This window comes from Neobacillus sp. NPDC093182 (genome assembly GCF_044754045.1).
In genome coordinates this window covers 212,498-238,377 of the sequence record NZ_JBIVOI010000012.1, presented here as the reverse complement: position 1 = coordinate 238,377, position 25,880 = coordinate 212,498, and the positions used below count along the sequence as shown (strand labels likewise).

At 37.3% G+C, this 25,880-nt stretch carries 26 protein-coding genes and 1 pseudogene; 19 read left to right on the top strand and 8 right to left on the bottom strand.

Features of this window, described 5'->3' with window-relative positions:
- Positions 1 to 719, bottom strand: a 719-nt coding sequence (locus ACIQAA_RS21675) for an SH3 domain-containing protein (RefSeq protein ID WP_402623534.1), incomplete at its 3' end; no start/stop codon positions are given.
- 231 nt (positions 720 to 950) lie between these two features.
- Positions 951 to 1,127 (bottom strand): hypothetical protein, encoded by a 177-nt coding sequence (locus ACIQAA_RS21670; RefSeq protein WP_402623531.1) that lies wholly within the window; start codon positions 1,125 to 1,127, stop codon positions 951 to 953.
- A gap of 350 nt (positions 1,128 to 1,477) precedes the next feature.
- Here ACIQAA_RS21670 and ACIQAA_RS21665 point away from each other — a divergent pair, with 350 nt between their 5' ends.
- Entirely contained in the window at positions 1,478 to 2,134 is a 657-nt protein-coding gene (locus tag ACIQAA_RS21665; protein WP_402623528.1) for an excalibur calcium-binding domain-containing protein, read from the top strand.
- 101 nt (positions 2,135 to 2,235) lie between these two features.
- Here the strand turns inward: ACIQAA_RS21665 and ACIQAA_RS21660 are convergent, their stop codons facing one another.
- On the bottom strand, positions 2,236 to 2,805 hold the full coding sequence (locus ACIQAA_RS21660) for a recombinase family protein (RefSeq protein WP_402623525.1): 570 nt from the start codon (positions 2,803 to 2,805) through the stop codon (positions 2,236 to 2,238).
- An 856-nt stretch (positions 2,806 to 3,661) separates the two neighbouring features.
- Between ACIQAA_RS21660 and ACIQAA_RS21655 the strand changes: the two genes are divergently transcribed.
- From ACIQAA_RS21655 to ACIQAA_RS21620, 8 genes are all read left to right on the top strand, one after another.
- Positions 3,662 to 3,859: a DNA-binding protein gene (locus tag ACIQAA_RS21655; RefSeq protein ID WP_402623522.1), complete on the top strand. Its 198-nt coding sequence runs from the start codon at positions 3,662 to 3,664 to the stop codon at positions 3,857 to 3,859.
- A 39-nt stretch (positions 3,860 to 3,898) separates the two neighbouring features.
- The gene (locus ACIQAA_RS21650) at positions 3,899 to 4,600 is read left to right on the top strand and encodes a DnaD domain protein (protein WP_402623520.1); all 702 of its coding nucleotides are present in this window, start codon (positions 3,899 to 3,901) and stop codon (positions 4,598 to 4,600) included.
- Positions 4,584 to 5,879, top strand: coding sequence for a replicative DNA helicase (locus ACIQAA_RS21645; RefSeq protein ID WP_402623517.1), 1,296 nt, complete (start codon positions 4,584 to 4,586; stop codon positions 5,877 to 5,879). Before ACIQAA_RS21650 ends, ACIQAA_RS21645 begins: the two co-directional genes overlap by 17 nt.
- 47 nt (positions 5,880 to 5,926) lie before the next feature.
- Complete coding sequence (locus ACIQAA_RS21640) at positions 5,927 to 6,112, top strand: hypothetical protein (protein ID WP_402623514.1); 186 nt, start codon at positions 5,927 to 5,929, stop codon at positions 6,110 to 6,112.
- Positions 6,113 to 6,126: 14 nt separating this feature from the next.
- Positions 6,127 to 6,513, top strand: coding sequence for a terminase small subunit (locus ACIQAA_RS21635; RefSeq protein ID WP_402623511.1), 387 nt, complete (start codon positions 6,127 to 6,129; stop codon positions 6,511 to 6,513).
- Between the two features lie 52 nt (positions 6,514 to 6,565).
- A complete protein-coding gene (locus tag ACIQAA_RS21630) occupies positions 6,566 to 6,982 on the top strand; it encodes a hypothetical protein (RefSeq protein ID WP_402623508.1) in 417 nt (138 codons plus the stop codon).
- A gap of 155 nt (positions 6,983 to 7,137) precedes the next feature.
- Positions 7,138 to 7,281 (top strand): hypothetical protein, encoded by a 144-nt coding sequence (locus ACIQAA_RS21625; protein WP_402623505.1) that lies wholly within the window; start codon positions 7,138 to 7,140, stop codon positions 7,279 to 7,281.
- Positions 7,278 to 8,780 carry a recombinase family protein gene (locus tag ACIQAA_RS21620; protein WP_402623503.1) on the top strand — a complete coding sequence of 501 codons (1,503 nt, stop codon included), beginning with the start codon at positions 7,278 to 7,280 and terminating at the stop codon, positions 8,778 to 8,780. The genes ACIQAA_RS21625 and ACIQAA_RS21620 overlap by 4 nt, the downstream gene beginning before the upstream one ends.
- A gap of 199 nt (positions 8,781 to 8,979) precedes the next feature.
- Here the strand turns inward: ACIQAA_RS21620 and ACIQAA_RS21615 are convergent, their stop codons facing one another.
- Positions 8,980 to 10,533, bottom strand: a complete 1,554-nt coding sequence (locus ACIQAA_RS21615; RefSeq protein WP_402623500.1) for an ABC-F family ATP-binding cassette domain-containing protein — start codon at positions 10,531 to 10,533, stop codon at positions 8,980 to 8,982.
- Between the two features lie 489 nt (positions 10,534 to 11,022).
- Between ACIQAA_RS21615 and ACIQAA_RS21610 the strand changes: the two genes are divergently transcribed.
- Positions 11,023 to 12,006, top strand: a complete 984-nt coding sequence (locus ACIQAA_RS21610; RefSeq protein WP_402623498.1) for a tRNA dihydrouridine synthase — start codon at positions 11,023 to 11,025, stop codon at positions 12,004 to 12,006.
- Between the two features lie 123 nt (positions 12,007 to 12,129).
- Here the strand turns inward: ACIQAA_RS21610 and ACIQAA_RS21605 are convergent.
- A pseudogene (locus ACIQAA_RS21605) lies at positions 12,130 to 12,315 on the bottom strand (IS3 family transposase); the annotation flags it as partial.
- A 245-nt stretch (positions 12,316 to 12,560) separates the two neighbouring features.
- Here ACIQAA_RS21605 and ACIQAA_RS21600 point away from each other — a divergent pair.
- Positions 12,561 to 13,223, top strand: coding sequence for an acetate uptake transporter (locus ACIQAA_RS21600; RefSeq protein ID WP_402623495.1), 663 nt, complete (start codon positions 12,561 to 12,563; stop codon positions 13,221 to 13,223).
- A gap of 190 nt (positions 13,224 to 13,413) precedes the next feature.
- Here ACIQAA_RS21600 and ACIQAA_RS21595 read toward each other — a convergent pair whose 3' ends face one another.
- Positions 13,414 to 14,979, bottom strand: a complete 1,566-nt coding sequence (locus ACIQAA_RS21595) for a sodium/solute symporter (RefSeq protein ID WP_402623492.1) — start codon at positions 14,977 to 14,979, stop codon at positions 13,414 to 13,416.
- On the bottom strand, positions 14,979 to 15,335 hold the full coding sequence (locus ACIQAA_RS21590; protein ID WP_402623490.1) for a hypothetical protein: 357 nt from the start codon (positions 15,333 to 15,335) through the stop codon (positions 14,979 to 14,981). The genes ACIQAA_RS21595 and ACIQAA_RS21590 overlap by 1 nt, the downstream gene beginning before the upstream one ends.
- A gap of 225 nt (positions 15,336 to 15,560) precedes the next feature.
- Here ACIQAA_RS21590 and ACIQAA_RS21585 point away from each other — a divergent pair, with 225 nt between their 5' ends.
- The 7 genes from ACIQAA_RS21585 (at position 15,561) to rbsB (ending at position 22,596) form a co-directional block, all read left to right on the top strand.
- On the top strand, positions 15,561 to 16,805 hold the full coding sequence (locus ACIQAA_RS21585) for a helix-turn-helix transcriptional regulator (RefSeq protein WP_402623487.1): 1,245 nt from the start codon (positions 15,561 to 15,563) through the stop codon (positions 16,803 to 16,805).
- A 131-nt stretch (positions 16,806 to 16,936) separates the two neighbouring features.
- The gene (locus tag ACIQAA_RS21580) at positions 16,937 to 17,923 is read left to right on the top strand and encodes a LacI family DNA-binding transcriptional regulator (protein WP_402623485.1); all 987 of its coding nucleotides are present in this window, start codon (positions 16,937 to 16,939) and stop codon (positions 17,921 to 17,923) included.
- Positions 17,916 to 18,794: a ribokinase gene (gene rbsK, locus ACIQAA_RS21575; RefSeq protein WP_402623482.1), complete on the top strand. Its 879-nt coding sequence runs from the start codon at positions 17,916 to 17,918 to the stop codon at positions 18,792 to 18,794. Before ACIQAA_RS21580 ends, rbsK begins: the two co-directional genes overlap by 8 nt.
- A 2-nt stretch (positions 18,795 to 18,796) precedes the next feature.
- A complete protein-coding gene (gene rbsD, locus ACIQAA_RS21570; RefSeq protein ID WP_402623480.1) occupies positions 18,797 to 19,192 on the top strand; it encodes a D-ribose pyranase in 396 nt (131 codons plus the stop codon).
- Between the two features lie 17 nt (positions 19,193 to 19,209).
- Positions 19,210 to 20,691: a sugar ABC transporter ATP-binding protein gene (locus ACIQAA_RS21565; RefSeq protein WP_402623478.1), complete on the top strand. Its 1,482-nt coding sequence runs from the start codon at positions 19,210 to 19,212 to the stop codon at positions 20,689 to 20,691.
- A 1-nt stretch (position 20,692) separates the two neighbouring features.
- Positions 20,693 to 21,658 (top strand): ribose ABC transporter permease RbsC, encoded by a 966-nt coding sequence (gene rbsC, locus ACIQAA_RS21560; protein ID WP_402623475.1) that lies wholly within the window; start codon positions 20,693 to 20,695, stop codon positions 21,656 to 21,658.
- Positions 21,659 to 21,675: 17 nt separating this feature from the next.
- Positions 21,676 to 22,596 (top strand): ribose ABC transporter substrate-binding protein RbsB, encoded by a 921-nt coding sequence (rbsB, locus tag ACIQAA_RS21555; protein ID WP_402623472.1) that lies wholly within the window; start codon positions 21,676 to 21,678, stop codon positions 22,594 to 22,596.
- Positions 22,597 to 22,680: 84 nt separating this feature from the next.
- Here the strand turns inward: rbsB and ACIQAA_RS21550 are convergent, their stop codons facing one another.
- On the bottom strand, positions 22,681 to 24,192 hold the full coding sequence (locus tag ACIQAA_RS21550) for a DHA2 family efflux MFS transporter permease subunit (protein WP_402623469.1): 1,512 nt from the start codon (positions 24,190 to 24,192) through the stop codon (positions 22,681 to 22,683).
- 415 nt (positions 24,193 to 24,607) lie between these two features.
- Between ACIQAA_RS21550 and cysK the strand changes: the two genes are divergently transcribed.
- Positions 24,608 to 25,531, top strand: coding sequence for a cysteine synthase A (cysK, locus tag ACIQAA_RS21545; RefSeq protein ID WP_402623466.1), 924 nt, complete (start codon positions 24,608 to 24,610; stop codon positions 25,529 to 25,531).
- The last annotated feature ends 349 nt before the right edge of the window (positions 25,532 to 25,880 follow it).

The window sequence follows — 25,880 nt, the reverse complement described above, 5'->3', positions numbered from 1 at the left end:
GATAGTCCTGTATTTTCTTGTTTAATGTCTGAAACTACATTATCGATTTTCTCCAATTTTTGAGATAGTCCTGTATTTTCTTGTTTAATGTCTGAAACTACATTATCGATTTTCTCCGATTTTTGGGATAGTCCTGTATTTTCTTGTTTAATGTCTGAAACTACATTATCGATTTTCTCCAATTTTTGAGATAGTCCTGTATTTTCTTGTTTAATGTCTGAAACTACATTATCGATTTTCTCCGATTTTTGGGATAGTCCTGTATTTTCTTGTTTAATGTCTGAAACTACATTATCGATTTTCTCCAATTTTTGAGATAGTCCTGTATTTTCTTGTTTAATGTCTGAAACTACATTATCGATTTTCTCCAATTTTTGGGATAGTCCTGTATTTTCTTGTTGCATTGTTGAAATTAAATTATCGATTTTCTCTAATTTTTGAAATAACGAAACCAGATCTGTATTTTCTTGTTTTTCAGGAACTTTCGTTACAGGTGCCGTAGAGCTTTGTTTGTTCTTACTAATCCCAGCAACAGTATTCATGAGCGTATCATTTTTTAGAAGAGTTGTGGCCAGCTGCATAATAGAATTTAAATCCATAGAATTTAAATCCATAGAATTTTCATTTTTTAATGAATTGCTGGTAAGATTCTTAATAGTATCCTTATCTATATTATTATTAGAATTCTTTACATTATTTTCATTAATTGGTTCATCCAAAATTTAATCGCCTCAATTCTAAAATTTCTAACAATTTATGCCGTTTAGCTTAAAATGTTGTGTGTTAATATCTTTATTGAAGGAAATATTCCCCACCCAGAACTAAACAATTATTATTCGTTTATACAAAAAAACCTGGGAGAGCATTTTTTTTTATGATCTCCCAGTGTTCACCTCATCCATTAGGAACTCCTAAAAAGATAAGCGTAAGTTTTTGTTGTGGCGATATTACTAAGGGCATTCAGCTGTAGCAATAGCGTCTCTAGCAGCTACAATTGGTGCAGGATCGAAGCCAAATAGTTCAGCAACAATGATAGCAAGAGTTAATAGAAGGAACAAAACAAGTCTCCCTAATTCACAAAGAAGATTTTCAAGAATACCACCATCTTGTAAGATAGAAATTGCCATTTATCTTTCCCCCCTTTCTAATTAAGAATTTCTATAAGGGGCCCCTTACATACTACATACTATGCAATAAAAACGGACAAGCTTAAACTTATATCACGATAATAAAAAAATGGGTTGCATTTTTTTATTAAATAAAATTAAAATGATTTACAATATTGACATTGCCTTAGTTTATGCCTTTTGGTGAAGCACAAGGATGTCTTTCAGGCAGCGAATTATAGGCTGTTTTTTTTTGTATTTGGATGTGGATACTTTTTTGCAATAATTAATTTTCAGAATTTTATTGAAATACAAGTAAATATATAGGAAAATCATACTGATAATTTATTACTAGATAGGGGGAATAGGAAGTGATAAAACATTACAAATTGTTTAGTATTATAGTAATTTGCTTTTCAATGTTTCTACTAAGTGCTTGTGGCAGTGGAGAAGGTACTGCAAATAAAATATTAGGTGCAGTACAGGATAACGATTTTGAAACTGCAAAACATATTTATGAAAAGGAAATAGACAAAGCAACGGACAAACGAGAATTCAATGATGTTGTTTCAAGTCCATTACAAGAATATATAAATGATAGTTTTGACGAAATAGATATTGATATTGATGAAGAATCATCAGCATTTTATTCATTATTGGTAAATATTGAAGAGATTGGTGTTTTTGATGGCGACCTTAGTGATACCATTGAATACTATAAAGCTGTAATCAATGGTGAATCTGTAGCAATCTATTCAGCTGATGACAGCTATGTTGAAGAGGAAAGTTACGAAGAAGAAGAATACTATGAAGAGGAGGAAAGTTACGAAGAAGAAGTGTACAATGAAGATGAGGAGTACTACGAAGAAAACCCATACACTGCAACAGATATAGACCACGATTGTCCTGACTTTGAAACAGGATATGATGCACAGCTTTTTTATGAAGCAAATGGTGGTCCTGAATATGATCCACATGATTTAGACAGAGATAATGATGGGATGGCTTGTGATTGGGACCAAGAGTAATATAAGTAAAATCTCATCTTAAACTAACGAAGTGCTTTAATAAAAAAACGGTCCCAATACAAAAGAGCTTGGCAATCTAACCAAGCTCAATTTTCTTTATATTAACTTAACCCTTGTTCTTTAGCTTTCGCGTAAATAGTAGACCGGGGGACGCCGGTCATTTTAGAAATATCAATAACGCTCAATCCGTTCATTTCCCTTTCAGTATAAAGCTTTAAAGCCTTTTTAACGTCCTTTTCAGCCTTTCCATGGCGTCCCATGTGTTTCCCTTGTGCCTTAGCCCTCTCACGCCCTTCTGCAGTTCTATCTGCGATTAAATCACGTTCAAATTCGGCAATAGCTCCTAACATGGTAAACATAAGCTTTCCAGCTGGAGTCGAAAAATCGATCTGCTCTTTTATAAATACCAAGGATATTCCTCGGCTTTGCAGCTCTTTTGCGATTTTATGTAAATCGAATGTACTCCTAGCCAATCTATCCAACTTATAAACAATCAGCTTGTCTCCGTCTCTTAAATAGTCCAACGCCTTAGCAAGTTCCTCCCGGTCGCTTTTAGCACCACTTTGCTTTTCCATAAATATTCTTTCGCAGCCATATTTGTTTAGTTTATCGATTTGTATTTCTAATTCCTGGTCCCTAGTAGATACCCTTGCGTAACCAATAACTGCCATAGTTGTTCTTCCTCTCTTGTTGTCTAGAAGTCTAATATCTTTTGTACTTTTTTATTCTAGACTAACTTTTAGACAATAGCAACAACAATATCAGCAACAAAATCATGTGCTTTTTGTAATGTACAAAACTTATAACTTTTGGAATTGGTATCGTTAAAAGTACAGCGTTTTAAACGACCTTGTTTAAGGTTCAGAGTAGGATTATTCAAGGTTTCACTTTTATGTACCTTTAACCGATAATGTCGTCCTAAATAGGCGAATTTTTCCCCACTTACATACTCCTTTGGTGGCGGTGCGGCTGCTACTTCATCAAGTTCATTTTTTTTTCTTTATTATCCATGGGGCTTTTTTATAAAGAATGTTCTGTAGTTTAACCGGATCTATTCCCTCCGGAGCGACTATCTTTACTCCTTTGGTTAAGCAAACTGAAAGTGATACTACTTTCTTTCCCTCTATATATTCAACCGAATAATCAATTGTAGTAGTACCGTATTGATAGCTTTGCATGATGTTGTTCCGGAGAGCTAATTGCTGATGATTTGTCAGATAAGGTATATGCAATAAAAAGGATACTGACTGTAGTGGAGTACATAGATGAACATGATGTGAAAATAAATGGAATAAAAGATTCAATGAATTAAAGCACTCCTCACTCGAGAGGTGCTTTTTCTAATGCCTGGACGAGCAATGAATGTCTTCGCCATCACAAATAATCTTTTATTATAGAAAAATCTCATTTTTTTTTTTAATAACTCGCATAGTTTTATCGTTTAGTGCATGTAATATATTGTTCCGCGTTAACTTACCATTTATATGAATTAGTTTCCGGAATAGTACACAGAGTGGAGGTTTTTTTTTGAAAAATAATATTGATGATTTTCCATTGTTTTTAAATGCAAAAAATATTTCTGAAATTATGAGAGTCTCATTAAGAAAGGCTTATGAAATAATGGAATACTCTGATTTCCCATTAATTAAAATTGGAAGATGTAAAAGGGTAGAGCGTGAAGGGTTCTTTGAATGGCTTGAGCAACAAAAATTGAACTCTAAATAAGTATAAAATCAAACTCCGGGTTCCGGCAAAAGCAAAGAGGTGCTGATAATTGGGAATCGATTGTTAGATGAATATCCTTTGCTGGTGCTACCTACATTAGCAAAAACAGTTGGTCTTAATGAGGCAATAGTGCTGCAGCAGATACATTATTGGCTGGAAAAGAGTAGTCATGTAAAGGAAGGTAAAAAATGGATTTATAATAGTTACCCCGAATGGCAAAAGCAATTCCCTTTTTGGACAAAGCGAACATTAATCCGAATTATTAAGTCGTTGGAGGAGAAAGGGTTAATCACAATAGGACATTTCAATAAATATAAAGCTGATAAGACCAATTGGTACACGATTAACTATGAAAAGGTGTTTTCCATGGTGACAAATTGTCACCATGATAGTGCCAATTTGTCACTACCAATACCAAAGATTACAACAGATAAAAATAAATATGCTAGTAGTGTCTACCTTTTCGAAAGTCAGTTTAATGAGCTGGTTAAAAAGTATGGTTCCGAAAATGTGGTAAAAATGATAGAGCTATTAAACAATTATAAAGAAGCTCATGGGAAGAAATATCATTCCGACTTTCATGCGATTCTCCAATGGGTTGCAGACGAGGTCATAGGTAACAAAAAGAAATATAATACACAGAGTGAAAAAGCAGTCAAGGAAAAAGACTCACAACAACGGGAGATTGCTTTTAATCGTTGGATAGAAGAAGGGAATGATCCGAGTGAATTTACCTACTAGCCAAACATTCTCCCTCGAAGCTGAAATGTCTGTAATTGGCTCGGTTCTTTATGAGCCTGAGATAATTGATGAGGTTGTTCCGCAATTAGAAGAACGTGATTTCTATCATGCTGTCCACCGTCATATCTGGTCTGGGATTTTGAAACTTTATCGGATAAATAAGCCGATTGATATCATTACCCTTACAGAGCAATTGAATCAGCAAGGTGTACTTGAGGAAATAGGCGGAGTAACTTATCTTAGCAATTTAGCTGGTTCTGTACCTTCTACAGCCAATACAAACTATTACTGCAGCATTGTTAAGTCAAAAGCTTTGCATAGGCGTGGGGTTGAAGTGGCTGATAAAATAAAGTTCCTATCGGAGCAAAAAGAATTTGATGATGATGAAACTTTTCTCAATGAAATTGAGGCAGAAGCTGCAAAAATTAGACCCAAAGTTTCTGGAAATATAAAGCATATCAAGGAAAGCCGCTACGATTATCTTGAGTATTTGCTGGAAAAAGATAATTTTATCTTTACAGGCTTTACCGGATTCGACAAATGGATTGGGGGCTTAGGCCGTGGATGGCTTTATATTCTCGCTGCTAGACCAAGTGTTGGTAAAACCGCTAAAGCGTTACAAATAGCACAAGGTATTGCCTCACAAGGTGTGGGGAACGTTCTTTTCTTTTCGCAAGAAATGAACCGAAATCAATTGATTAATAGAATGATAGCTTCTAAGACAGGAATTTCAGCTAACAGAATAAGGCGGAAGGAATTAGAGATTGAAGAGTACGGAATCGTTGAAGAAGCCTATAAAACCCTTGAAAAATTACCTTTGTTTATTGAAGACGCGAGTAATATCAGTATTAGCTATGTCCGCTCCACCGCCAGGCAAATAAGGCGGCAGCATGGTGAACTTGCTGCGATCATTGTTGATTACTTAACAATAATGAATATACCACATATACCAGGACAAACACGGTCACAAGCTGTTGGTGAAGTAACAAGAACTGCAAAAAAAATTGCCATGGAACTTAATGTACCTTTCATTATGTTAGCTCAATTAAGTAGGGAAGGGGCAGGGACAGAACCTAAGCTCGAGCATTTGCGGGACAGTGGCGAAATTGAACAGGACGCAGATATTGTAGAGTTTTTATGGCATGACCCCAATGACTTTCACCCTAACGGAAAAGTGATTCAAAGCTTTATAGCAAAAGGAAGAGATGTTGGTATTAATAAATTTCGGTATTTGTTTCAGGGGTGGATACAGAAGTTTGAGGAAATTGAGGAAGTGTAGAAGTAGGAAGATTATTCTTAATATTTAAAAAAGGAAAGGTGAAAATTATGAACCAATACCACTTATATGAATGGCTGAAAAAGCAATATATCGATTTTGGATTTGATTATAATTTGAACGAAGTAATAGAAATGGCGGAACACACAGAATTAAGTCACGATGAGATTAGGGACGCATATGAGGATTATAAAGCTGCCCTTCCAAATCTTCAATCAGTAAGCTTTCTAAATTAAAGAGGTGAACTATGATGGCAGAACTGACTGACAAACAAAAGCGTTTCGTCCAAGAGTACATGCGGGATTCGTGTGCGACCAAGGCGGCAGTTCGAGCCGGATTTAGCGAACGTGCAGCCTCTGAAATAGGGTACCAGCTCCTTCAGAAAACTTCAGTTTTAGCAGCTATTCAGAGTCTTCAAGACGAAATCGAGCAGCAATTAAGAATGCAGTTCGTTCAAGACGCTATAAAGGCAAGGGAAGTACTGAGGGAGATAATGGATAATCCAAACGCCACTAATAAGGACCGGATTACTGCGGCAAAGGATTTGCTTGATCGAGCTGGATTCAAAGCAATAGATAAGAAGGAAATAAGCGGTCCTGCCAACGGATCAATTGAGATAGTGTTTGTTAATCCGTGATTATTCTTCATAGAATGATTGCTTTAAAAAACCTCAATAAAGGAGAAATGAAATGAATAATGAAAGCCAGGAAAAAAAGACGGTTAAATTAATACAAAAATATGAAATGGAAGCATTAGAAGAATTAGTACTTAAAAAAGCAGTACTATATGACTTTCCATTTGCAATAGAAGACGACGTTGAGTTTTTAGAAAATTTCGATTTAGAAAAAGAGTTAGAAAAACTTAATATAGATAGCACAATAAATTTAAAAAAAATATATAAAGGTCTTAAAGTAATAGTTACGATATGGGAAACTGGAAGTTTTGAAGGCACAATTCTTACTATAAATCAGGGGAAACTTTACCTTGAAGTTGATGATTTTTACGGTGAGGTTCACGATTTCGTGGATTATTCAGATTGTTACCAAGGTGTTCATAGCTTTGGGATAGACGAAATTTATGAACTATCTATATTAAAACAAAGGTAAACCATTCGATAATTAAGGCACGGATCATGAAGGGTTTAGATATCCTATAACTTGACCGTGCCTTAATTAAACAACTGATAAAAATTAAATTCAGCATATAAAAGCCTTCCAGTCGAAACTTGATTTGTCGAGACCAAATTGACGAGGTGAGATAAATGAAAGTAAATATTTATTATGGAGCATGTGATTTTGCAGTTTTAATAGAGGCATATATTAATAGTGAAATGGAAAAAAGAGTTAATGCAGGAATTAAAAAACCAAACTATAATATTGAATATACACACGGAGACATCTCTTGAGGAGGAAACAAATCTTGAGGTGTGCAGTTTATGTCAGGGTTTCAACTGATCATTTGGAACAAAAAACAAGTTTAGAAAATCAGAAACATCTATTTTACTCATACATTGAACAACAAGGATGGGAACTTGCAGAAATTTATCTAGATATTGAAAGTGGAACTACGGATAAGAGGGAAAACTTCCAAAGGATGATTCAAGACGCTGAAAAAGGCAAATTCGACTGTATTTTAGCAAAAGAACTATCTCGATTAGCAAGGAATGGTGAGTTAGCCTATAAAATCAAAAGGGTCCTCCAATCTAGGAAAATTCAATTAATAACTTTGGATGGGGCAATTAATACCTTAGAAGATAATACGGACAAATTTGGTCTATATGCATGGCTTTATGAAGAAGAAAGCCAGCGTATCTCTAGGAGAATACAAACTGCTCTTAAACAAAAAGCAAAAAGGGGAGAGTATAAAGGCTCAAACGCTCCCTATGGTTATGAAGTTATTGATAAAAAACTTGTTGTCAGAAAAGATGAAACCGTTGATGTAATTAAATTGATTTTCTATTTATATCTACAAGGAAAGGGTATTGAAGCAATTGCAAGACACCTTGATAGTTTAGGATACCCAACACCAGCACATATAGCTGGTAAGAAAAATGCCGGTCAATATTGGCAAGGAACTTCGGTTAAATTAATCTTAAAAAATCCACACTATGTTGGAGATTTAGTTCAAGGAAGAAGTAAAGTAAGAAGTGTAGTTGATAAAACTAGGGATGACATACCAACGGGTGAATGGATTGTTATTCCTAATTCACATGAGCCAATCATATCTAGGGAAGACTTTGAAGCAGTACAGGATATGCTGAAAAGCAGGTATAAAAAACGTCCAAAAGCAAAAAAGCATTTGTTTACTAATGTTATATATTGTTCTGATTGTGGTACTTCATTGTGGTATATGCAAGATAGAAAAGGATATGTATGTGGACGTTACCGAAAGCATGGGAAAAATGCATGTACTAGTCATTTTGTTAAAGAAGATGGGCTAAAAAATGCAATTCTTACTGAACTACGTGCATTGATAAATAATGTTATTAATAGCAATGATATGGTTGAATCCTTAGTAAACAAAGTTAATAAAACAATGACAGGTGAAAAGAAGAAACTCAAAAAGATTGATGATGAAGTTTTGCAGCTTAAAGAAGAGAATAAGGAACTAATAAAGTTACTTGCCCGAAAGATTATTACCGAATCTGAATACAAAGAAACAACGGAATTCAATAGAAGAATAATTATCGAGTTACAACAAAACAAACTTGATATTACCGAGCGGCTACATGACCACCAAGAAGGTAATAATGACCTTGTTAAGTATCAAAAGGTAATAGATGAAATACTACAATTAAACGACTTAAATGAAGAACTATTGCATAGGGTAATTGAGCGAATCGAGATAACAAGTGAAAAAGAAGTAAATGTTCATTTTCGGTTCGCAAACCCCCTTTCTTTTTAGAAAAAATGTAGTCACCAACAGTCAACACACGTTGAAGCTGTTGCAAAATTAATATTGAAATAGATAGAAGCTCATTTTAACTTTAGTTTGGATTAGCTTTTTTAAGAAATCTAAAGCATTTTTATTAAAAATTTTGGATGGTTTATAAAAAGGGGCACCCAATTGAAATTTTACTCATTGGGTACCCCTTAATCTATATTTAAAACACTTTCGTAGTCCAATCCTCACAATTCCAAATATCGGTCGCAATTTCACGATAGAAATCAGGTTCGTGGGATACCATCAAGATACTTCCGCGATATGCCTTTAAAGCACGCTTTAATTCTTCTTTTGCGTCTACATCCAAGTGATTGGTAGGTTCGTCTAGAATTAATAAATTCGTTTCTGTGTTTAAAATTTTACACAATCGAACTTTGGCTTTTTCGCCACCAGAAAGGACTTCGACTTTACTTTCAATGTGTTTCGTCGTTAATCCACATTTTGCAAGAGCAGCACGGACTTCAGCCTGATTCATACTTGGAAACTCGCTCCAAATCTCTTCAATACAAGTGTTGTAGTTGGACTGTTTAACTTCCTGCTCAAAGTAACCGACGTATTGATACTCACCACGTTCCACTTTACCAGAAATTGGATCAATCAACCCAAGAATACTTTTTAAAAGAGTAGACTTACCAATACCGTTTGCACCCACGAATGCAATTTTTTGTCCGCGTTCCATTTTTAAATTCAGAGGGCGAGAAAGTGGTTCATTGTAACCAATAACAAGATCCTCAGTCGTAAAAATCCAACGACTAGCTGCACGAGCTTCTTTGAAAATAAACTCTGGTTTTGGCTTCTCTCTCCCCAATTCAATAACTTCCATTTTGTCGAGCTTCTTCTGACGAGACATCGCCATATTACGAGTCGCAACACTTGCCTTGTTACGAGCAACGAAATCTTTCAAATCAGCAATTTCTTGTTGTTGACGCTTGTAAGCAGACTCTAGCTGCTGCTTCTTCATTTCATAAATATTTAGGAAGTTATCATAGTCGCCAACATAGCGATTCAACTCTTGGTTTTCCATGTGATAGATCAAGTTAACAACATTGTTCAAGAATGGAATATCATGTGAAATCAAGATAAATGCATTCTCGTATTCCTGCAAATAGCGCTTCAACCATTCAATATGCTGTTCATCCAAATAGTTTGTAGGCTCGTCTAGTAATAGGATTTCAGGCTTTTCTAGCAAAAGCTTAGCTAGCAAAACTTTCGTACGTTGCCCACCACTAAGATCATCTACATCTCGATCGAGTCCAACATCGTCTAATCCTAGACCACGAGCAACTTCCTCAACTTTTGAATTAATTTGATAGAAATCATTACTATCTAAAGATTCTTGTAGCTCTCCAACTTCTGTAAGTAATGAATCGATATCAGCACCTTCATCACCCATTTTTGCATAAAGTTCATTGATCTCTGCTTCAGCATCAAAAAGATATTGAAAAGCAGTACTCAAAGCGTCACGCATCGTAGTACCTTTTTGAAGTACAGCATGCTGATCTAAATAACCAACCCGAACTTTTCGTGACCACTCAACTTTCCCCTCATCGGGTTGCAACATCCCAGTAACAATATTCATGAAAGTAGACTTACCCTCACCATTTGCCCCAACTAGTCCAACGTGTTCACCTTTTAAAAGTCGAAAAGACACATTATTAAAAATCGCACGATCACCGAAACCGTGACTTAAATTTTGTACATTTAATACGCTCATTTTTTAACTCCTTATCTAATGTCACTTGTGGATATCTTACTAGATTTTGGCTGCATTTTCTATCTTAAAGTTATTTGTTGCGAAAAATATAATTTGATTTTTGGGGTAAATTGGAATTGAAGTCTGCCTTTCCTTAATAAATGAGATTATTGAATTATATTTATTTGGCGTATAACAATTTATTTTTTTATTTCTAAAATCAACACTTGGCACACTGTGTGGCGGTCGCGTGGTTGGAGTTGGTATAATAGAAAAGCAGTTGATATAGAAAAAATCTATACCACCTGCTTTTTTGTTTATAAAAAATACCATTCAGGACCGATTTTCGTTAAAATAAACATTGCGGATTTTCACAATAGTGTTTCACAAATTATAAATATCCAAATGTACTTGTGTTTGATAATAAGTAATTAAGCATGATATAAGTGTAAAAGAAGTGGAACATTAGGAATAATATTTTTTAACCGAGAGTTTGAAGTTGTATCCATAGTGAGAGGATTTGAGTTTAAAATGATAGATAATTTTTGGCGTGATTTACCGCGGCCATTTTTTGTACTTGCACCAATGGAAGATGTGACAGATGTTGTTTTTCGTCACGTAGTAAGTGCAGCCGGTCGACCGGATGTATTTTTCACAGAGTTTACAAACTCGGATAGCTATTGTCATCCAGACGGCATGAAAAGTGTGCGTGGCCGTTTGACTTTTACAGAAGATGAACAGCCAATGGTGGCACATATTTGGGGGGATAATCCTGAATATTTCCGGCAAATGAGTATTGGCATGGCAGAGCTGGGATTTAAAGGCATCGATATTAATATGGGCTGCCCTGTACCGAATGTGGCATCGAGAGGGAAAGGCAGCGGTCTTATTCTGCGTCCAGACGTTGCGGCAGAACTTATTCAAGCTGCAAAAGCAGGCGGACTGCCTGTCAGTGTAAAAACACGACTTGGCTATAAGGAGGTTCAGGAGTGGGAGGAATGGCTAACGCATATTTTAAAACAGGATATTGCGAACCTTTCTATTCATTTACGTACAAGAAAGGAAATGAGCCAAGTAGATGCGCATTGGGAGCTAATTCCGGAGATCAAAAACTTACGTGACCGTATCGCACCCAATACATTGTTAACAATCAATGGAGATATTCCTGACCGTCAAACGGGGCTGCAGCTTGCGGAACAATATGGTGTTGATGGCGTTATGATCGGGCGAGGTATTTTTAAAAATCCTTTTGCTTTTGAAAAAGAGCCAAAAGAGCATAGCAGTAAAGAATATCTTGATCTTTTAAGACTGCAGCTTGATCTTCAAGATCAATATGCGGAACTACTGCCGCGTTCAATCACAGGGCTTCATCGCTTTTTCAAAATTTATGTCAAAGGATTCCCTGGAGCCGCAGATTTAAGAAATCAATTGATGAACACGAAATCAACAGATGAAGTGCGTGCATTGCTTGATAACTTTGAAAAAGAAAGTTGATGGGACGGGGACAGTGGAATGATGCAACTCTCAAAAAGTTAGAGAAAAAATGAATCACATCAACTCATTTTAAGAGAAGGCAACTAACCCATTGATGTGACCCCCGAAAGTTAGAGTTTTATATTATGCAGCTAATTGGCTGGTATGGATACGGTATTGGACCGGACTCATGCCTGCCAATTTTTGCTTTATACGCTTGTTATTATAGTAAATCATATATTCTTCAATTCTCTTTTTTAATTCCTCATATGTACACAGTGCTTCTCCATAATACATTTCTTGTTTCAACAAGCCAAAAAAGTTCTCCATAGGCGAAAGGTTATAGTTTGTTAGGAAAATGATTATTCGTATTGGGCAACAGAGAGCCAACCTTTTTTATTGGATTGGTTCTTTTTTATATAATGTTTTAGATTTGGGCTGCTGTTTTCTCAAAGGCGGGGAAATGGAATTTTTACCAAAACTGCGGGTCGTAAATAATACATTTTAATATAGACAAAACAGATGATTTTCTGTATCTTAAGGAAGGCATATTACTAAGGAGGAATTAGACATCATTGAATAATCAAAATCATACCTCAGTAAAAATTATTACGGCAGATCCATCTGCACTTGGGCTGTTTGGTTTAGCAATGGTTACGCTTGTAGCATCATCACAAAAATTAGGACTGACAGAAGGTACTGCTTTAATCCTTCCATGGGCTTTCTTTTTAGGTGGTCTTGCACAATTGATTGCAAGCTTCCTAGATTCAAAAAAGAATAATGTATTTGGAACAACGGCATTTGGAGCATTTGGATTATTTTGGTTTGGTGTCGGAACAACATGGTTGATTCAAATAGGTGCTTTAGGTGAAAAGGTCCTTGCTAATGCGGATTCGAAACAGCTAGGTGTTGCATTCGTCGGTTATCTAATCTTTAGCTTATTTATGACGATCGGTGCAATGGAAACCCATAAAGTACTATTTTTTATTTTTGTACTAATTGATTTCTTATTTATCGGTTTGTCCCTAAGCTCATTTGATATTATGTATGAATTTTCACGTATGCTCGCAGCAATCTCTGAACTGCTCATTGCTTTACTATCATTTTATGGTTCAGCTGCAGCTGTTTTAAATACACAATTTGGGCAAGTTGTTTTACCAGTAGGTAAACCATTTGGCATATTTACAAAACAAAATGAAAAAGAAGAGAGAACTGAAAAACGTCTCAAAATTGGGTAAACACCATTACATCACTAATTATTAATAGTATTTTAGAGCATCTCTGTAGGGATGCTTTTTATTCTAGTACTTTAGAATATGAAGGTTGGATTCAGGGAGGGTACGAAACGGACAAAGTCCCAAGTGATTTCTTTTCACTTGGGACTTGTGTGTGTGGCAGCACGCTTCGCGATAGGGTGCAAATCCTTTCCTATGCTACTTCCGATTCTTTAGAGTGAACTTTTTTCATAAAGTCGTTTACATCTGCAGGGACTCTGCGATCAAGCTTTGAGACGATATAGACAGATAGGAATCCTATTGGCACTGTAATTAATCCTGGTACATTGAATTGTAGGAATTCAGGAAGAGTCGTCTTAAAGAAAATCATGTACATGGAAGCAATAAGGCCAGTAACGAGCCCGGCAATTGCTCCTTTCTCTGTCATTCCTCTCCACCAAATGCCCAAGATAAAGATTGGTGTAAACGTACTGGCAGCAACGGTGAACGCTAGTGCAACCAGATGGCCAATGGAAGCTCCTTTTACCATGAGTCCGAGAACACCGTATAAAATACCAAGGATTACAATGGAAACTTTACCTGCGATTACACGCTCCTTCTCTGTAATGTTCTTACGGAAGAAAGTTGCATACAAGTCATGGGCTAAGGCACCAGAACTTGCAATGAATAATCCTGAAAGATTCGAGAAGACAGCTGCAAATGCGCCCGCGATTACAAGTCCAAGCAGCCATTCTCCACCTAGTGCCTGTGCAGTAGATGGAACAACCATATTGTTTCCGCCTGCGATAAGATCCTTCATAACACCTGAATCTACATTGCCGCTAAGGAAAATAGAACGGCCAACTACTCCAAGATATACTGCGAAGAAAAAGAACACGCTTGCAATTCCTATTGCCATAAGAGCGGACTTACGCGCTGCTTTTGCACTTGGATTCGTATAGAAGCGAAGCAGAATGTGAGGAAGTCCAATCGTACCGAGTGAAAGCCCGATTGTCATCGAAATTGTTTGCCAGAAAGATGGGAAGTAGTTGCCGGTACCGGTCCACACAGACCCATCAAATGGAACATCCTTTCCGTCAACAGTAAACGCTGAAGTACCAGTAATACTGCCTTTAAATTCATTAATAGCTGCTAGAATCTCATGATAATGAAGTCCGCCATAAATGGCAGCGCCCACCATGAGAAGAAAGGCACCAAGACGAATCCATAATTCAAGCGCTTGGTTGAGAGTAGTACCCTTCATTCCACCGACACCAACATAAAAAATCATGACAGTACAGGTAAAGATAATACCAAATTCATAGCTCGTACCAAAGAACATGCTTAAAATTTGGGCTGCACCCAGTAACTGAGGCGCTGCATAGAAACCTGAAATCGCAAGTACTACAGCGACAGCAGCGAGGCGGGCCCGTTTGCTGTGAAACCGATAGGCTAAAAAGTCTGCTACTGTGTAGGCACCGAATCGGCGGAGGGGGCCTGCAACGAACATAGCAAGAAGAGTCAGACCAATAGAGAAGCAGAAGGCATAGTAAGCGCCATCATAACCGAGCTGATACGTTAGACCGGCAATACCAAGAAAGGTCGCGGCACTTAAATAGTCTCCGCCGATTGCTGAACCGTTTGTAAACCAGCCGAAGCTTCGTCCGCCAACGAAATAATCAGATGCAGTCGCACTTCTTTTTGATAAATAGGTGATATAAACAATCGTTCCCATGAGGAGGATCGTTAAAAGCATTTTAGGTTCAAATAACATGGCCATCAAATAATTCTCCTTTCTTCAGCGGAACCGGAATTCTTTTGATAGTTCTTTAAACGTTTTTCATAAAGAGCAGTATGAACGTAGGCAATGATAAAGGCCATTGCCATTGCAACCACACTCGTCAAAAACCAGCTATATGTCATTCCGCCCCACATACGGGAAAACATAAAATCACCTGCGAACCAATTTAATATTGGAATTGTAAGAATAAAGATATAGTAGAAAACCGTAAGTTTAAGACCCGTACTAAATTCACCTTTCATGATTTTCCTAGTTTCGGGATCGAGCGGCTTTAGTTCGCTAACGTCGATGGTATCTGCTGCAACATAGTTGTACTCAGTATACTCTCCAGCCATATGTTACTCCTCCTTAATGGTATTTAGGCTTCCGCCGTTGTCTAGTACCCTTCATAGTGCGGCAAGATACTATAAAAATGATTTTACGTGATAAGCAGGACATATACCTTACGATTAATTGTCAGAAATGTACAAATATTTACTATAATCTAATTTTTATACTATAATTAACTATAAGAATATAACTTTAAATGCCACATTTTATAAAGGAGGGGAGAACATAGAGTGTATTCAATTAGTCTAGCAGTTGAAGACGAACTGGAATATGAAAAGCTGGCGGACTGGATTAATGAAGAACTTATGGAGAAATGTGTACTGGCAGAAGCTGAGTTTCAACAGCAAGATGTACATATAGCTGTTATCGAAGTAAGAAAATGGCTCGATTGGGTGAAAATTCACCGATTTCGCAAACGGAATAAAAAATGCAGGATTATTCCATTACTAGACCCATCTTTATTGAATACTTCACCGCTTGCCGTTGAGTTCAAACTAGAGTACTTGCTGTTGAAATCCGTGAAAAAACATCTATTTCTTCGTACCTTGAAACGGGCCATCAGGGATCTTTCAATGACGAATAGTATATCCTCCATTGATGATGATGAATTAATTTATCAGATTCATCAGGAACATAAGACGGAACGCAATACGTTACCATTTCAAGAGGTATTTTTGCGCCGTTTACTGGCGGGCGATAAAACAACTGAAGAGGAATTAATTCAATCTTGTTTTTTACTTCCAGGAGAAGCGATACCAAACGTAGTCTGTTTTATTCAGGGATTTGTACGATCCCCTAGAAGCAAGGAACAAGAAGGCTTGGCACCGAGGAGGATTCAGGAGTTTTTTAGAGAGCGTTTTCAAGGGTATCAACTTACTTTTCTTTCCTACCGAAAACATTTGCTTATGCTTATCCAGGTGCCTTCCGAGTACATCTCTTTAATGCGCTGGAGAGAAGGGGAGAACAGGATCCTAGATACTATTCAAGCATTGGAAAAAGAGTTTGGAATTTATCTATATATAGGTGTAGGCTCTATCTACCGTGAACCGCTCCTCTTGCACCATTCCTATCGTGAAGCATGCAAGGCTAGGCGTACTACACCGTATAACAGGCCATCGTTGCGTTATTTTGAAGAGATTACAAAGGATGTTCAGATTCAGAAATGTGCAGACTATATTGCTCGGTATTGTATCGAAGACCTTTCAATAAAACGGGTAGCTGATCAAATTAATCTAAGTGTACCGTACTTCAGCCGGATATTTAAACTAGAAACAGGACGCAATTTTGTTGAATATGTCACCTTTGTCCGTTTGCAGCGTGCAGTGTGGCTTTTACGTCATACGAATCATACAATTGAATGGATCGCTGAAGAACTTGGTTTCAATACGCCAAATTATTTCAGCGGCACCTTTAAAAAGTATGTCGGCCTTTCTCCAAGGGAGTACAGAGCAACAGCAGAAATTATCTTTGTTTAATAAAGGAGATTGTGGAAAAAAGAGCATCTGCACAAAATGTGTTGATGCTTTTTTCTAGATAAATCATGTTGCAAGTGAAAAAAGATTATGTTACTATATGTGTAACCGGTTACATACAAGAGGTGAAATCGATGGCTACTATACGTGATGTCGCTAAAAAAGCTGGAGTATCAGTGGCGACCGTTTCGAGAGTATTAAACAATAAAGGTTATTCACATGAAGATACTAGGAAGTTAGTAAACGACGCAATTAAAGAATTAAACTACAAACCAAATGAAGTGGCAAGATCTCTTTATAAAAAGAAATCTAGATTAATTGGATTATTGCTGCCGGATATTCGGAATCCCTTCTTTCCTGAATTAGCTCGTGGTGTAGAGGATGAAATGCAAGAACAAGGACTCCATTTAATTATTGGAAATTCCGATGAAAAACCTGAAAAAGAAATAGATTATATACAGACGTTTAAACAAAATAATGTAATAGGGATTATTTCAGCAACAAATCAAGCTGAAACAGAACTTTACGAAAACTTATCTATTCCAGTCGTATTTCTAGATCGGATAACAAATAGTCATCCTTCCGTTTATGCAGATGGATTGGATGGGGGAAAAAAAGCAGCACATGAAATAATTAAAAGGGGAAGTAAGCGCATTGCTTTACTTAGAGGGCCTATTGAATTAAGGACAGCCCAAGACAGATTCAAAGGTGCAGTGGATGAGCTGTGTAATGCTAATGTGGATTTTCAGGTTATTACGTCATCGTTTAGTTTTCACGATGCAGAAAAAATGGCTAAAACATTATTTGAGAAATTTCCTGAAACAGATGGGATTATTGCCAGCAACGATCTTAGTGCAGCAGCCATATTACATGAGGCGCTGCGAATAGGAAGATCAATCCCGGATGACTTACAAATAATCGGATATGATGATATACCGCTTAGCAAGCTGCTGTTTCCGCCGCTTTCTACTATTAGGCAGCCAGCCTATGATATGGGAAGAGAAGCAGGAAAATTATTAATGAAAATTATTCATGAAAAACCGTTAGAGCAAAAGAATATTCAAATGCCTGTTACATTTATTGAGAGACAAACAACAAGAAAGGTTGATATAAATGATTAAAATGACGGTAATTGGCAGTTCTTCTATTGATTTGGTTGTAACCGCTTCAAAACGGCCCGAAAAAGGGGAAACGATTCTAGGAGAGAGTTTTAAGACAGTCCCTGGCGGCAAAGGTGCTAACCAGGCTGTCGCGGCTGCCAGGCTCGGTGCTGAAGTGTATATGGTGGGCTGTGTAGGTGACGATGGGTTTGGCGAGAAAGTCGTTAACAATTTCATTTCTAATGGTGTTGTTACAACCTATATGGAACCGGTTACACACTCAAAAACAGGAACCGCTCATATTACTCTTGCTGATGGCGATAACAGCATTATTGTGGTTAAAGGTGCAAATGATTATGTCACCCCTGAATTTGTTGAAAAGGCATTAGACGTAATACGTAAATCAGATATTGTACTAATTCAGCAAGAGATTCCTGAGGAAACAGTGGAATATGTAACGGAAATATGCTTTGCAAACGATGTACCCTTATTACTAAATCCAGCACCCGCAAGACCCATTAGTAAAACTGTGATTGAGAAGGCAACATTTATTACACCAAATGAATGGGAAGCTTCTGTTCTTTTTGAAAACAAGGATATCCATGAAGCGTTCAAAGAGTACCCAAATAAATTATTGGTTACAGAAGGTAAAAACGGAGTTCGTTATTATGATGGCGAGAATGAGGTGCTAGTCCCGGCTTATGTAGTTGAAGCCGTTGATACAACAGGTGCAGGTGATACATTTAATGCCGCATTTGCAGTTGCGGTTGCCGAGGGTAAAAGCATAAAAGAGAGCGTTCGTTTTGCAAATCGGGCTGCCTCATTGTCTATAACAAAGTTTGGTGCGCAGGGTGGTATGCCGACAAGAGAAGAAGTAGAAGGGAGTTTATAGAAATGAAACGTTATGGAATATTAAACAGCCATATATCAAAGGTATTAGCTGATCTTGGTCATACCGATTATATTGTGATAGCGGATGCTGGTCTGCCTATCCCAGAGGGTGTTATAAAGATTGATTTAGCAGTCAAAACAGGCATGCCTTCATTTATAGACGTTGTGAATGCCGTTGAAGAGGATATGGTTATCGAGAAAGTGATGATAGCCTCTGAAATAGAAGTAGAAAATCCTAATCATGCTGACTATATAAAAGATAAATTTGCTGATAGGAAAATAGAAATGGTTTCTCATGAGGAGTTTAAACAATTAACAAAACAAGCTAAAGCAGTAATTCGTACTGCTGAAATTACACCATATGCAAACTGTATTTTACAATCTGGAGTATTTTTCTAATAGATGAGGTGATAAACATGCGAATTACGATGGAAAACATCTATAAAGCATTTGGAACCAATCAAGTTTTAACAGGTGTTGATTTTGATTTATTAGATGGAGAAGTACATGCCCTAATGGGGGAAAATGGTGCAGGGAAATCAACGATGATGAACGTACTTACAGGACTGCATTCCCGAGATAAAGGGGTCATTACAATTGATGGGAAAGAGACCTATTTTAAGAACCCAAAAGAAGCAGAGCAAAGTGGAATCACCTTTATTCATCAGGAATTGAATATTTGGCCTGATATGACTGTTCTAGAAAACTTATTTATTGGCAAGGAACTAAAGAATTCATTTGGTCTTTTAAAAATAAATGAAATGAAAGCGTTAGCAACAAAACAGTTTGATAGATTAGCAGTATCGATTCCATTAGATAAAGAGGCGGGAAGTTGTTCTGTTGGGGAACAGCAAATGATTGAAATTGCTAAAGCTTTAATGACAGAAGCAAAAGTGATTATTATGGATGAACCTACTGCTGCATTGACAGATCGGGAAATCAGCAAACTTTTTGATGTTATTTCTTCATTAAAAAAAGCAGGAGTATCGATTGTATATATTTCTCATCGAATGGAGGAGATTTTTTCCATCTGTGACAGGATTACCGTAATGCGTGATGGGAAAACCGTTGACACGAAGGCGATTCCCGAAACGAATTTTGATGAGGTCGTCAGGAAAATGGTTGGCAGGGAATTAACCGACCGATTTCCTAAACGAAATCCTAACCAGGGTGAAACCGTTCTTCAAGTAAAGGGTTTAACAAAAAAAGGTCATTTTGAAGATGTGAATTTTTCTGTTCGTGCTGGGGAAATAGTCGGGGTTTCAGGCTTGATGGGAGCCGGCAGAACAGAAATCATGAGGGCAATTTTTGGCCTTGATGGTTTTGATAGCGGTGAAGTTTGGCTGAAAGGTGAGAAAGTGACAATCAAATCACCGGAACAGGCTGTCAAGGCAGGAATCGGATTCATTACAGAGGACCGCAAAGATGAGGGATTAATCCTAGATTTCTCTATAAGAGATAATATGGTTTTGCCAACCCTCTATAGCTTCGCTCCAAAAGGGATCATTAATGAAAAAAGTGAGACAGACTTTGTTAATATGCTAATCAAACGCTTGACAGTTAAAACGGAATCCCCAGATATTGCCGTTGGAAAGCTATCAGGGGGAAATCAGCAAAAAGTGGTTATTGCCAAATGGGTCGGAATAGGGCCGAAACTACTTATTTTAGATGAACCAACTAGAGGGGTAGACGTTGGTGCTAAGAGAGAAATTTATCAATTAATGAATGAATTAACAGATCGGGGTGTAGCGATCATCATGGTATCTTCAGAGTTACCTGAGGTCCTAGGAATGAGCGATCGAATCCTCGTCGTTCATGAAGGAAAAATAAATGGTGAATTATTGAAAGCAGATGCGACCCAAGAAAAAATTATGACATTGGCAACAGGAGGTCAGTAGGATGAATTCAATTAATGCAGTGACAAAACCTAGTAAGACAAATATGATGAATGCAATCACCCAAAAGTTAGGTCCACTACTTGGTTTAATTATATTAGTAGTGATTGTATCGATATTAAATCCGAGTTTTCTTGAACCTTTGAATATATTAAATTTATTAAGGCAAGTTGCTATTAATGCACTTATTGCGTTTGGTATGACGTTTGTTATTTTAACAGGTGGAATTGATTTATCTGTCGGGGCTATTCTTGCATTATCCAGTGCATTGACAGCGGGAATGATGGTATCTGGTATAGACCCGATTCTTGCGATCATAATTGGATGTATTCTTGGCGGCTTGATGGGAATGGTAAACGGATTGTTCATTACCAAAGGAAAAATGGCACCATTTATTGCTACATTAGCAACAATGACGATCTTCAGAGGACTAACACTTGTTTATACTGGGGGAAACCCGATTACTGGCCTAGGTGATAACTATCTGTTTCAGTTATTTGGCCGTGGTTATTTTCTAGGAATACCTGTACCAGCGGTTACAATGGTTCTTACATTTGTTGTTTTATTCATTATTCTTCATAAAACTCCATTCGGCCGAAAAACATATGCGATTGGTGGAAATGAAAAAGCAGCATTAATTTCAGGGATTAAAGTACCAAAAGTAAAAATCATGATTTATAGTCTTTCAGGCATGCTTGCAGCTCTGGCAGGTGCGATCTTAACATCTCGTTTAAACTCAGCACAGCCTACTGCGGGTACTTCATATGAGCTTGATGCGATTGCAGCAGTTGTGTTAGGAGGGACAAGCTTATCAGGGGGAAAAGGAAGAATATTTGGGACATTGATTGGTGCTTTAATTATCGGAACCTTAAATAACGGCTTGAATCTTCTTGGAGTATCCTCTTTTTATCAAATGGTGGTTAAGGGGATTGTTATATTAATTGCAGTATTACTTGACCGTAAAAAGTAGTATAGGGAGAGATCACGATGAAAAAATTAATAGCTATATGTCTATCACTAACACTTTTGCTCCTAAGTGCTTGTTCCATGCAGCCGCCTGGCTGGGCAAAACCGGATAAAAAAGAAAGTTTAAAAGATATTAAAATTGGTTTATCTGTTTCCACATTAAATAACCCGTTTTTTGTTTCTTTAAAGGATGGAGTGGTTAAAGAAGTAGAAGCCTTGGGCATGGATGTTATTATCGTAGATGCACAAAATGACTCGGCAAAACAAGTGAATGACGTAGATGATTTAATTCAGCAGGGTGTAGATGCTCTGCTCATTAACCCAACTGATTCCGCTGCCATTTCAACCGCTGTTCAATCAGCAAATAATATTGGCATACCTGTCGTTACGTTGGATCGTTCAGCCGATAAAGGGAAAGTAGAAGCACTAGTTGCTTCAGATAATATAAAAGGCGGGGAAATGGCTGCCAATTATATTATTGAAAAGCTTGGTGAAAATACACAAGTTATTGAATTAGAGGGAGTTCCAGGGGCATCGGCCACACGTGAAAGAGGTCAGGGATTTCATAATGTAGCAGATGAAAAATTGAATGTAATTGCTAAACAAGCAGCTGATTTTGATCGTACAAAAGGATTAACGGTAATGGAAAATCTTCTACAAGCAAATCCTGATATTAAAGCTGTATTTGCTCATAATGATGAAATGGCATTGGGGGCTATTGAGGCAATTAATAGCTCTGGTAAGGAAGTTATGGTCATTGGATTCGATGGGAATGACGATGCCCTAAATGCAATTAAATCAGGAGGCATGGAAGCGACAGTTGCCCAACAGCCAGAATTGATTGGTAAGCTTGCTGTGGATGCTGCCAGAGATGTTTTGCAGGGTAAAAAGGTCGATAAAATAATCGCTGCTCCATTGAAACTAGTAACGAAAAATAATTAAGATAGCTTATACTCTGAAATGGAAAAAGTCTCAAGTGATTTCTCTTCACTTGGGACTTTTTTTCTTGCATTAGGAAAGTGAATTCTAAGCCAATTTACGTGTAATCCTTTTTTTAGATGTTTTTCCTTCTATCTGATCCTCTGCCTGTAATGCCCGTTTAATAAAGAAGGAAAGAAGGAGGGCAAAACAAGCAATTAAGGTTGACAAAAAGAAAGTATAATTGATTCCTTCAAGCATGGCTTTCATGGCAATTTGCGCCTGTATTTCAGCCATCCCTGTTTCTGGTGTAGTTTTTAAAGCTTCTTCCGTTAATTGACCGGCGTATGATTTCGAATAATTAGACATAGCTGTGACCAAAAGGGCAGTACCGATGGCCGCGGATACCTGATTTATTGTGTTGTTCATGGCCGTACCGTGTGGATAGAGACTAGCTGGCAGCTGATTTAAACCATTTGTTGAAACTGGCATCATCACCATTGATATGCCTAACATCCTTACTGCATGTAAAATCACTAAGTAATTGTAGGGTGTTGTAAAAGTTAACTTGCTGAAATAATAGGTTGTAATCGTTGTGATCATTAGGCCGACTATCGCTAACGCACGCCCCCCAAACTTATCAAATAATCTTCCTATAATCGGAGACATAATGGCCATCAATAGCGCTCCTGGAAGCAGTAATAATCCGGTGTCCAAAGGAGATATACCACGTATTGTTTGGACATAGATAGGCAGAAGTAAAAACCCTGAAAACATTGCCATATTAAGCACAACTGTAATCGTTGCAGACAGCGAAAACATTGGGTATTTAAACACGCTAAAATTAAGCATGGGAAACTCCTGCTTTGTTTGCCGTAAGATAAACCATATTAAGGAGAAAACTCCAACGATAAGCGGCATATACACGAGCGAACTATTCCAGCCTTTACTGCCGGCAGAACTAAAACCGAATAGCATCCCTCCAAAACCAATGCTTGATAACAAAAGCGAAAATAAATCAAGTTTACTATCTGTTTTATCCTTTTTGTCTTTGAGCGAGAAAAAGCCAATCAAAATAACAGCAATAGCGATAGGTGTAATAAAGTGGAAAAGCATTCTCCAGTGATAGTGTTCAATGATCCACCCTGATAAAGTAGGTCCTATTGCTGGTGCGAACATGATAATTAAACCAAACACTCCCATTGCTGCCCCGCGCTTTTCAATCGGGAAGCTCACTAGCATGACATTCATTAATACCGGCATCATGATGGCTGCTCCAGAAGCTTGAAGAATCCGTCCAATTAATAAAATGGAAAAGAAATCGGTACTGCCAGCAATAATCGTCCCTAATGCAAATATGCTCATTGCTGCCAAGAATAATTGCCGGACTGAAAATTTTTGAAATAAAAATGCAGTTGTTGGAATCAAAACTCCGTTCACTAACATAAAGACTGTCGTTAACCATTGAACGGTTGCTGTGTCAATATCTAAGTCCTCCATGATCGAAGGCAGTGCAATATTTAATAAAGTATTATTTAAAAATGTAATAAATGTGCCGATCATAAGAACAGCAAGAATCCCATACGGTGGACGATGAGTCTTTTTTAGTGATTTATTCATGGTATCTCTCCTTAGTGTACAAAAGACTATCGGCATTTGCAGAATTGGATGAATCATTCTTTTTCGGGTTGTCATCCAAACAAATGACATTATTTAAAGTAAGCGCTAACATTGACTACATTCTATTTTAAGCTCTTAAATAATAAAAAACATTCTCCAAAACTGCGTGATTATCGCATATAGTTGACTGTTATTGCTTTCTAATTGTATTACTAGGAACAATCTAATAAGAAATAATAAATAAGAAATATCTGTGAGTTATACAGTTCGGATATTCCGATTAGATGGTTGTTTTTTAAAAGGAAGTATAATAAAATAACGTACAATACACAGTGAATTAATAGGAATTAAATGATTTGTTTGGGTTGGGGGCTATGGGGATTATTTTGAAACTTAATCGAAAGGTGGAGAAACATTGAAACTTTACAGTTCAGTTCTTGATTTAATTGGAAAAACTCCAATCGTAAAATTAAATAAATTACCCGACCCAACAGGCGGGGAAGTATATATTAAATTAGAATCATTCAACCCAGGTGGAAGTGTCAAAGACCGTGCGTCCATTAATATGATTGAACGTGCAGAAAAAGAGGGTAAATTAATTCCAGGGAAGAGTACCGTTATTGAGCCAACTTCTGGTAATACTGGGATTGGAATTGCCATGGTATGTGCAGTAAAAGGGTATCGTTGTATTATTACGATGCCTGATAACGCGACCCTTGAGCGTGTGAAGATTCTCAAAGCATATGGAGCGGAAGTCCACCTAACTCCTGCAAGTTTGCGGATGCAAGGTGCTATTGATAAAGCAAACCAATTAGCCGAATTAAATTCTGATAGTTTTATTCCCATGCAATTTGAGAATACTGCAAATGCCGATGCGCATCGTGAAACTACTGCAGTTGAAATACTAGAAGCTTTTGAAGGGAATTTGGATGCCCTTGTGCTGACAGCTGGAACAGGTGGAACGGTAACAGGGGTAGGGGAAGAGCTCAAAAAGCATATTCCCAACTTAAAAATTTATGTAGTAGAACCGTTTGGATCTCCTGTGTTATCAGGTGGTGAGCCGGGGCCGCACAAAATCCCAGGAACTGGACCTGGTTTTATTCCTACGATTTTAAATCGTACGATTTATGATGAAATTTTGCTTATTAAGGATGAAGATGCCCAAGTGACGGCACGCCGGCTTGCTGCAGAAGAAGGGATCTTTGTAGGTGCATCAGGGGCCTCTTCCGCGTATTTTGCAGTCGAGGTAGCAAAAAATCTGCCATCTTCAGCTAGAGTCCTTTGCTTAGCTCCGGACACGGGAGAACGATATCTGTCCTCTGACTTATTTCTAGCTTGATTTTTACAACTCTTAAAGAGACAGTGAAATGAATACTTAGAGTATAAATAAAGGTAAACAGCCGACTCCTCCTTCCGAAATATCAGGAAAAAGAGTCGGCCTTTTTTATCAAATCATCAAGAAAAACTATATACACTCAAGGCAATCTCCGATGCGTATTCTTGCTGGTCAAATGCTTAGGGATTAAAAGTTCACGGCGGTCTCAATTTCGCTAAATTCTGCAGCTTTTTTATTTATTAACCATTGATATATAAGGGTTACTTGTATAATTAATCAAACGTTTAATTGACATCAAAGTTGTCGGATATTTGTAAGTAATGTTGTTTTCTGGTTTTTACTGGGAGAAGCA

What these genes read in the sequence shown, in the direction of transcription:
- ACIQAA_RS21670 (WP_402623531.1), bottom strand. Translation starts at nt 1,127, where the DNA reads ATGGCAATTTCTATCTTACAAGATGGTGGTATTCTTGAAAATCTTCTT.
- ACIQAA_RS21660 (WP_402623525.1), bottom strand. Translation starts at nt 2,805, where the DNA reads ATGGCAGTTATTGGTTACGCAAGGGTATCTACTAGGGACCAGGAATTA.
- ACIQAA_RS21640 (WP_402623514.1), top strand. Translation starts at nt 5,927, where the DNA reads ATGAACCAATACCACTTATATGAATGGCTGAAAAAGCAATATATCGAT.
- ACIQAA_RS21635 (WP_402623511.1), top strand. Translation starts at nt 6,127, where the DNA reads ATGGCAGAACTGACTGACAAACAAAAGCGTTTCGTCCAAGAGTACATG.
- ACIQAA_RS21630 (WP_402623508.1), top strand. Translation starts at nt 6,566, where the DNA reads ATGAATAATGAAAGCCAGGAAAAAAAGACGGTTAAATTAATACAAAAA.
- ACIQAA_RS21625 (WP_402623505.1), top strand. Translation starts at nt 7,138, where the DNA reads ATGAAAGTAAATATTTATTATGGAGCATGTGATTTTGCAGTTTTAATA.
- ACIQAA_RS21615 (WP_402623500.1), bottom strand. Translation starts at nt 10,533, where the DNA reads ATGAGCGTATTAAATGTACAAAATTTAAGTCACGGTTTCGGTGATCGT.
- ACIQAA_RS21595 (WP_402623492.1), bottom strand. Translation starts at nt 14,979, where the DNA reads ATGGCCATGTTATTTGAACCTAAAATGCTTTTAACGATCCTCCTCATG.
- ACIQAA_RS21590 (WP_402623490.1), bottom strand. Translation starts at nt 15,335, where the DNA reads ATGGCTGGAGAGTATACTGAGTACAACTATGTTGCAGCAGATACCATC.
- ACIQAA_RS21580 (WP_402623485.1), top strand. Translation starts at nt 16,937, where the DNA reads ATGGCTACTATACGTGATGTCGCTAAAAAAGCTGGAGTATCAGTGGCG.
- rbsK (WP_402623482.1), top strand. Translation starts at nt 17,916, where the DNA reads ATGATTAAAATGACGGTAATTGGCAGTTCTTCTATTGATTTGGTTGTA.
- rbsD (WP_402623480.1), top strand. Translation starts at nt 18,797, where the DNA reads ATGAAACGTTATGGAATATTAAACAGCCATATATCAAAGGTATTAGCT.
- ACIQAA_RS21565 (WP_402623478.1), top strand. Translation starts at nt 19,210, where the DNA reads ATGCGAATTACGATGGAAAACATCTATAAAGCATTTGGAACCAATCAA.
- rbsC (WP_402623475.1), top strand. Translation starts at nt 20,693, where the DNA reads ATGAATTCAATTAATGCAGTGACAAAACCTAGTAAGACAAATATGATG.
- rbsB (WP_402623472.1), top strand. Translation starts at nt 21,676, where the DNA reads ATGAAAAAATTAATAGCTATATGTCTATCACTAACACTTTTGCTCCTA.
- ACIQAA_RS21550 (WP_402623469.1), bottom strand. Translation starts at nt 24,192, where the DNA reads ATGAATAAATCACTAAAAAAGACTCATCGTCCACCGTATGGGATTCTT.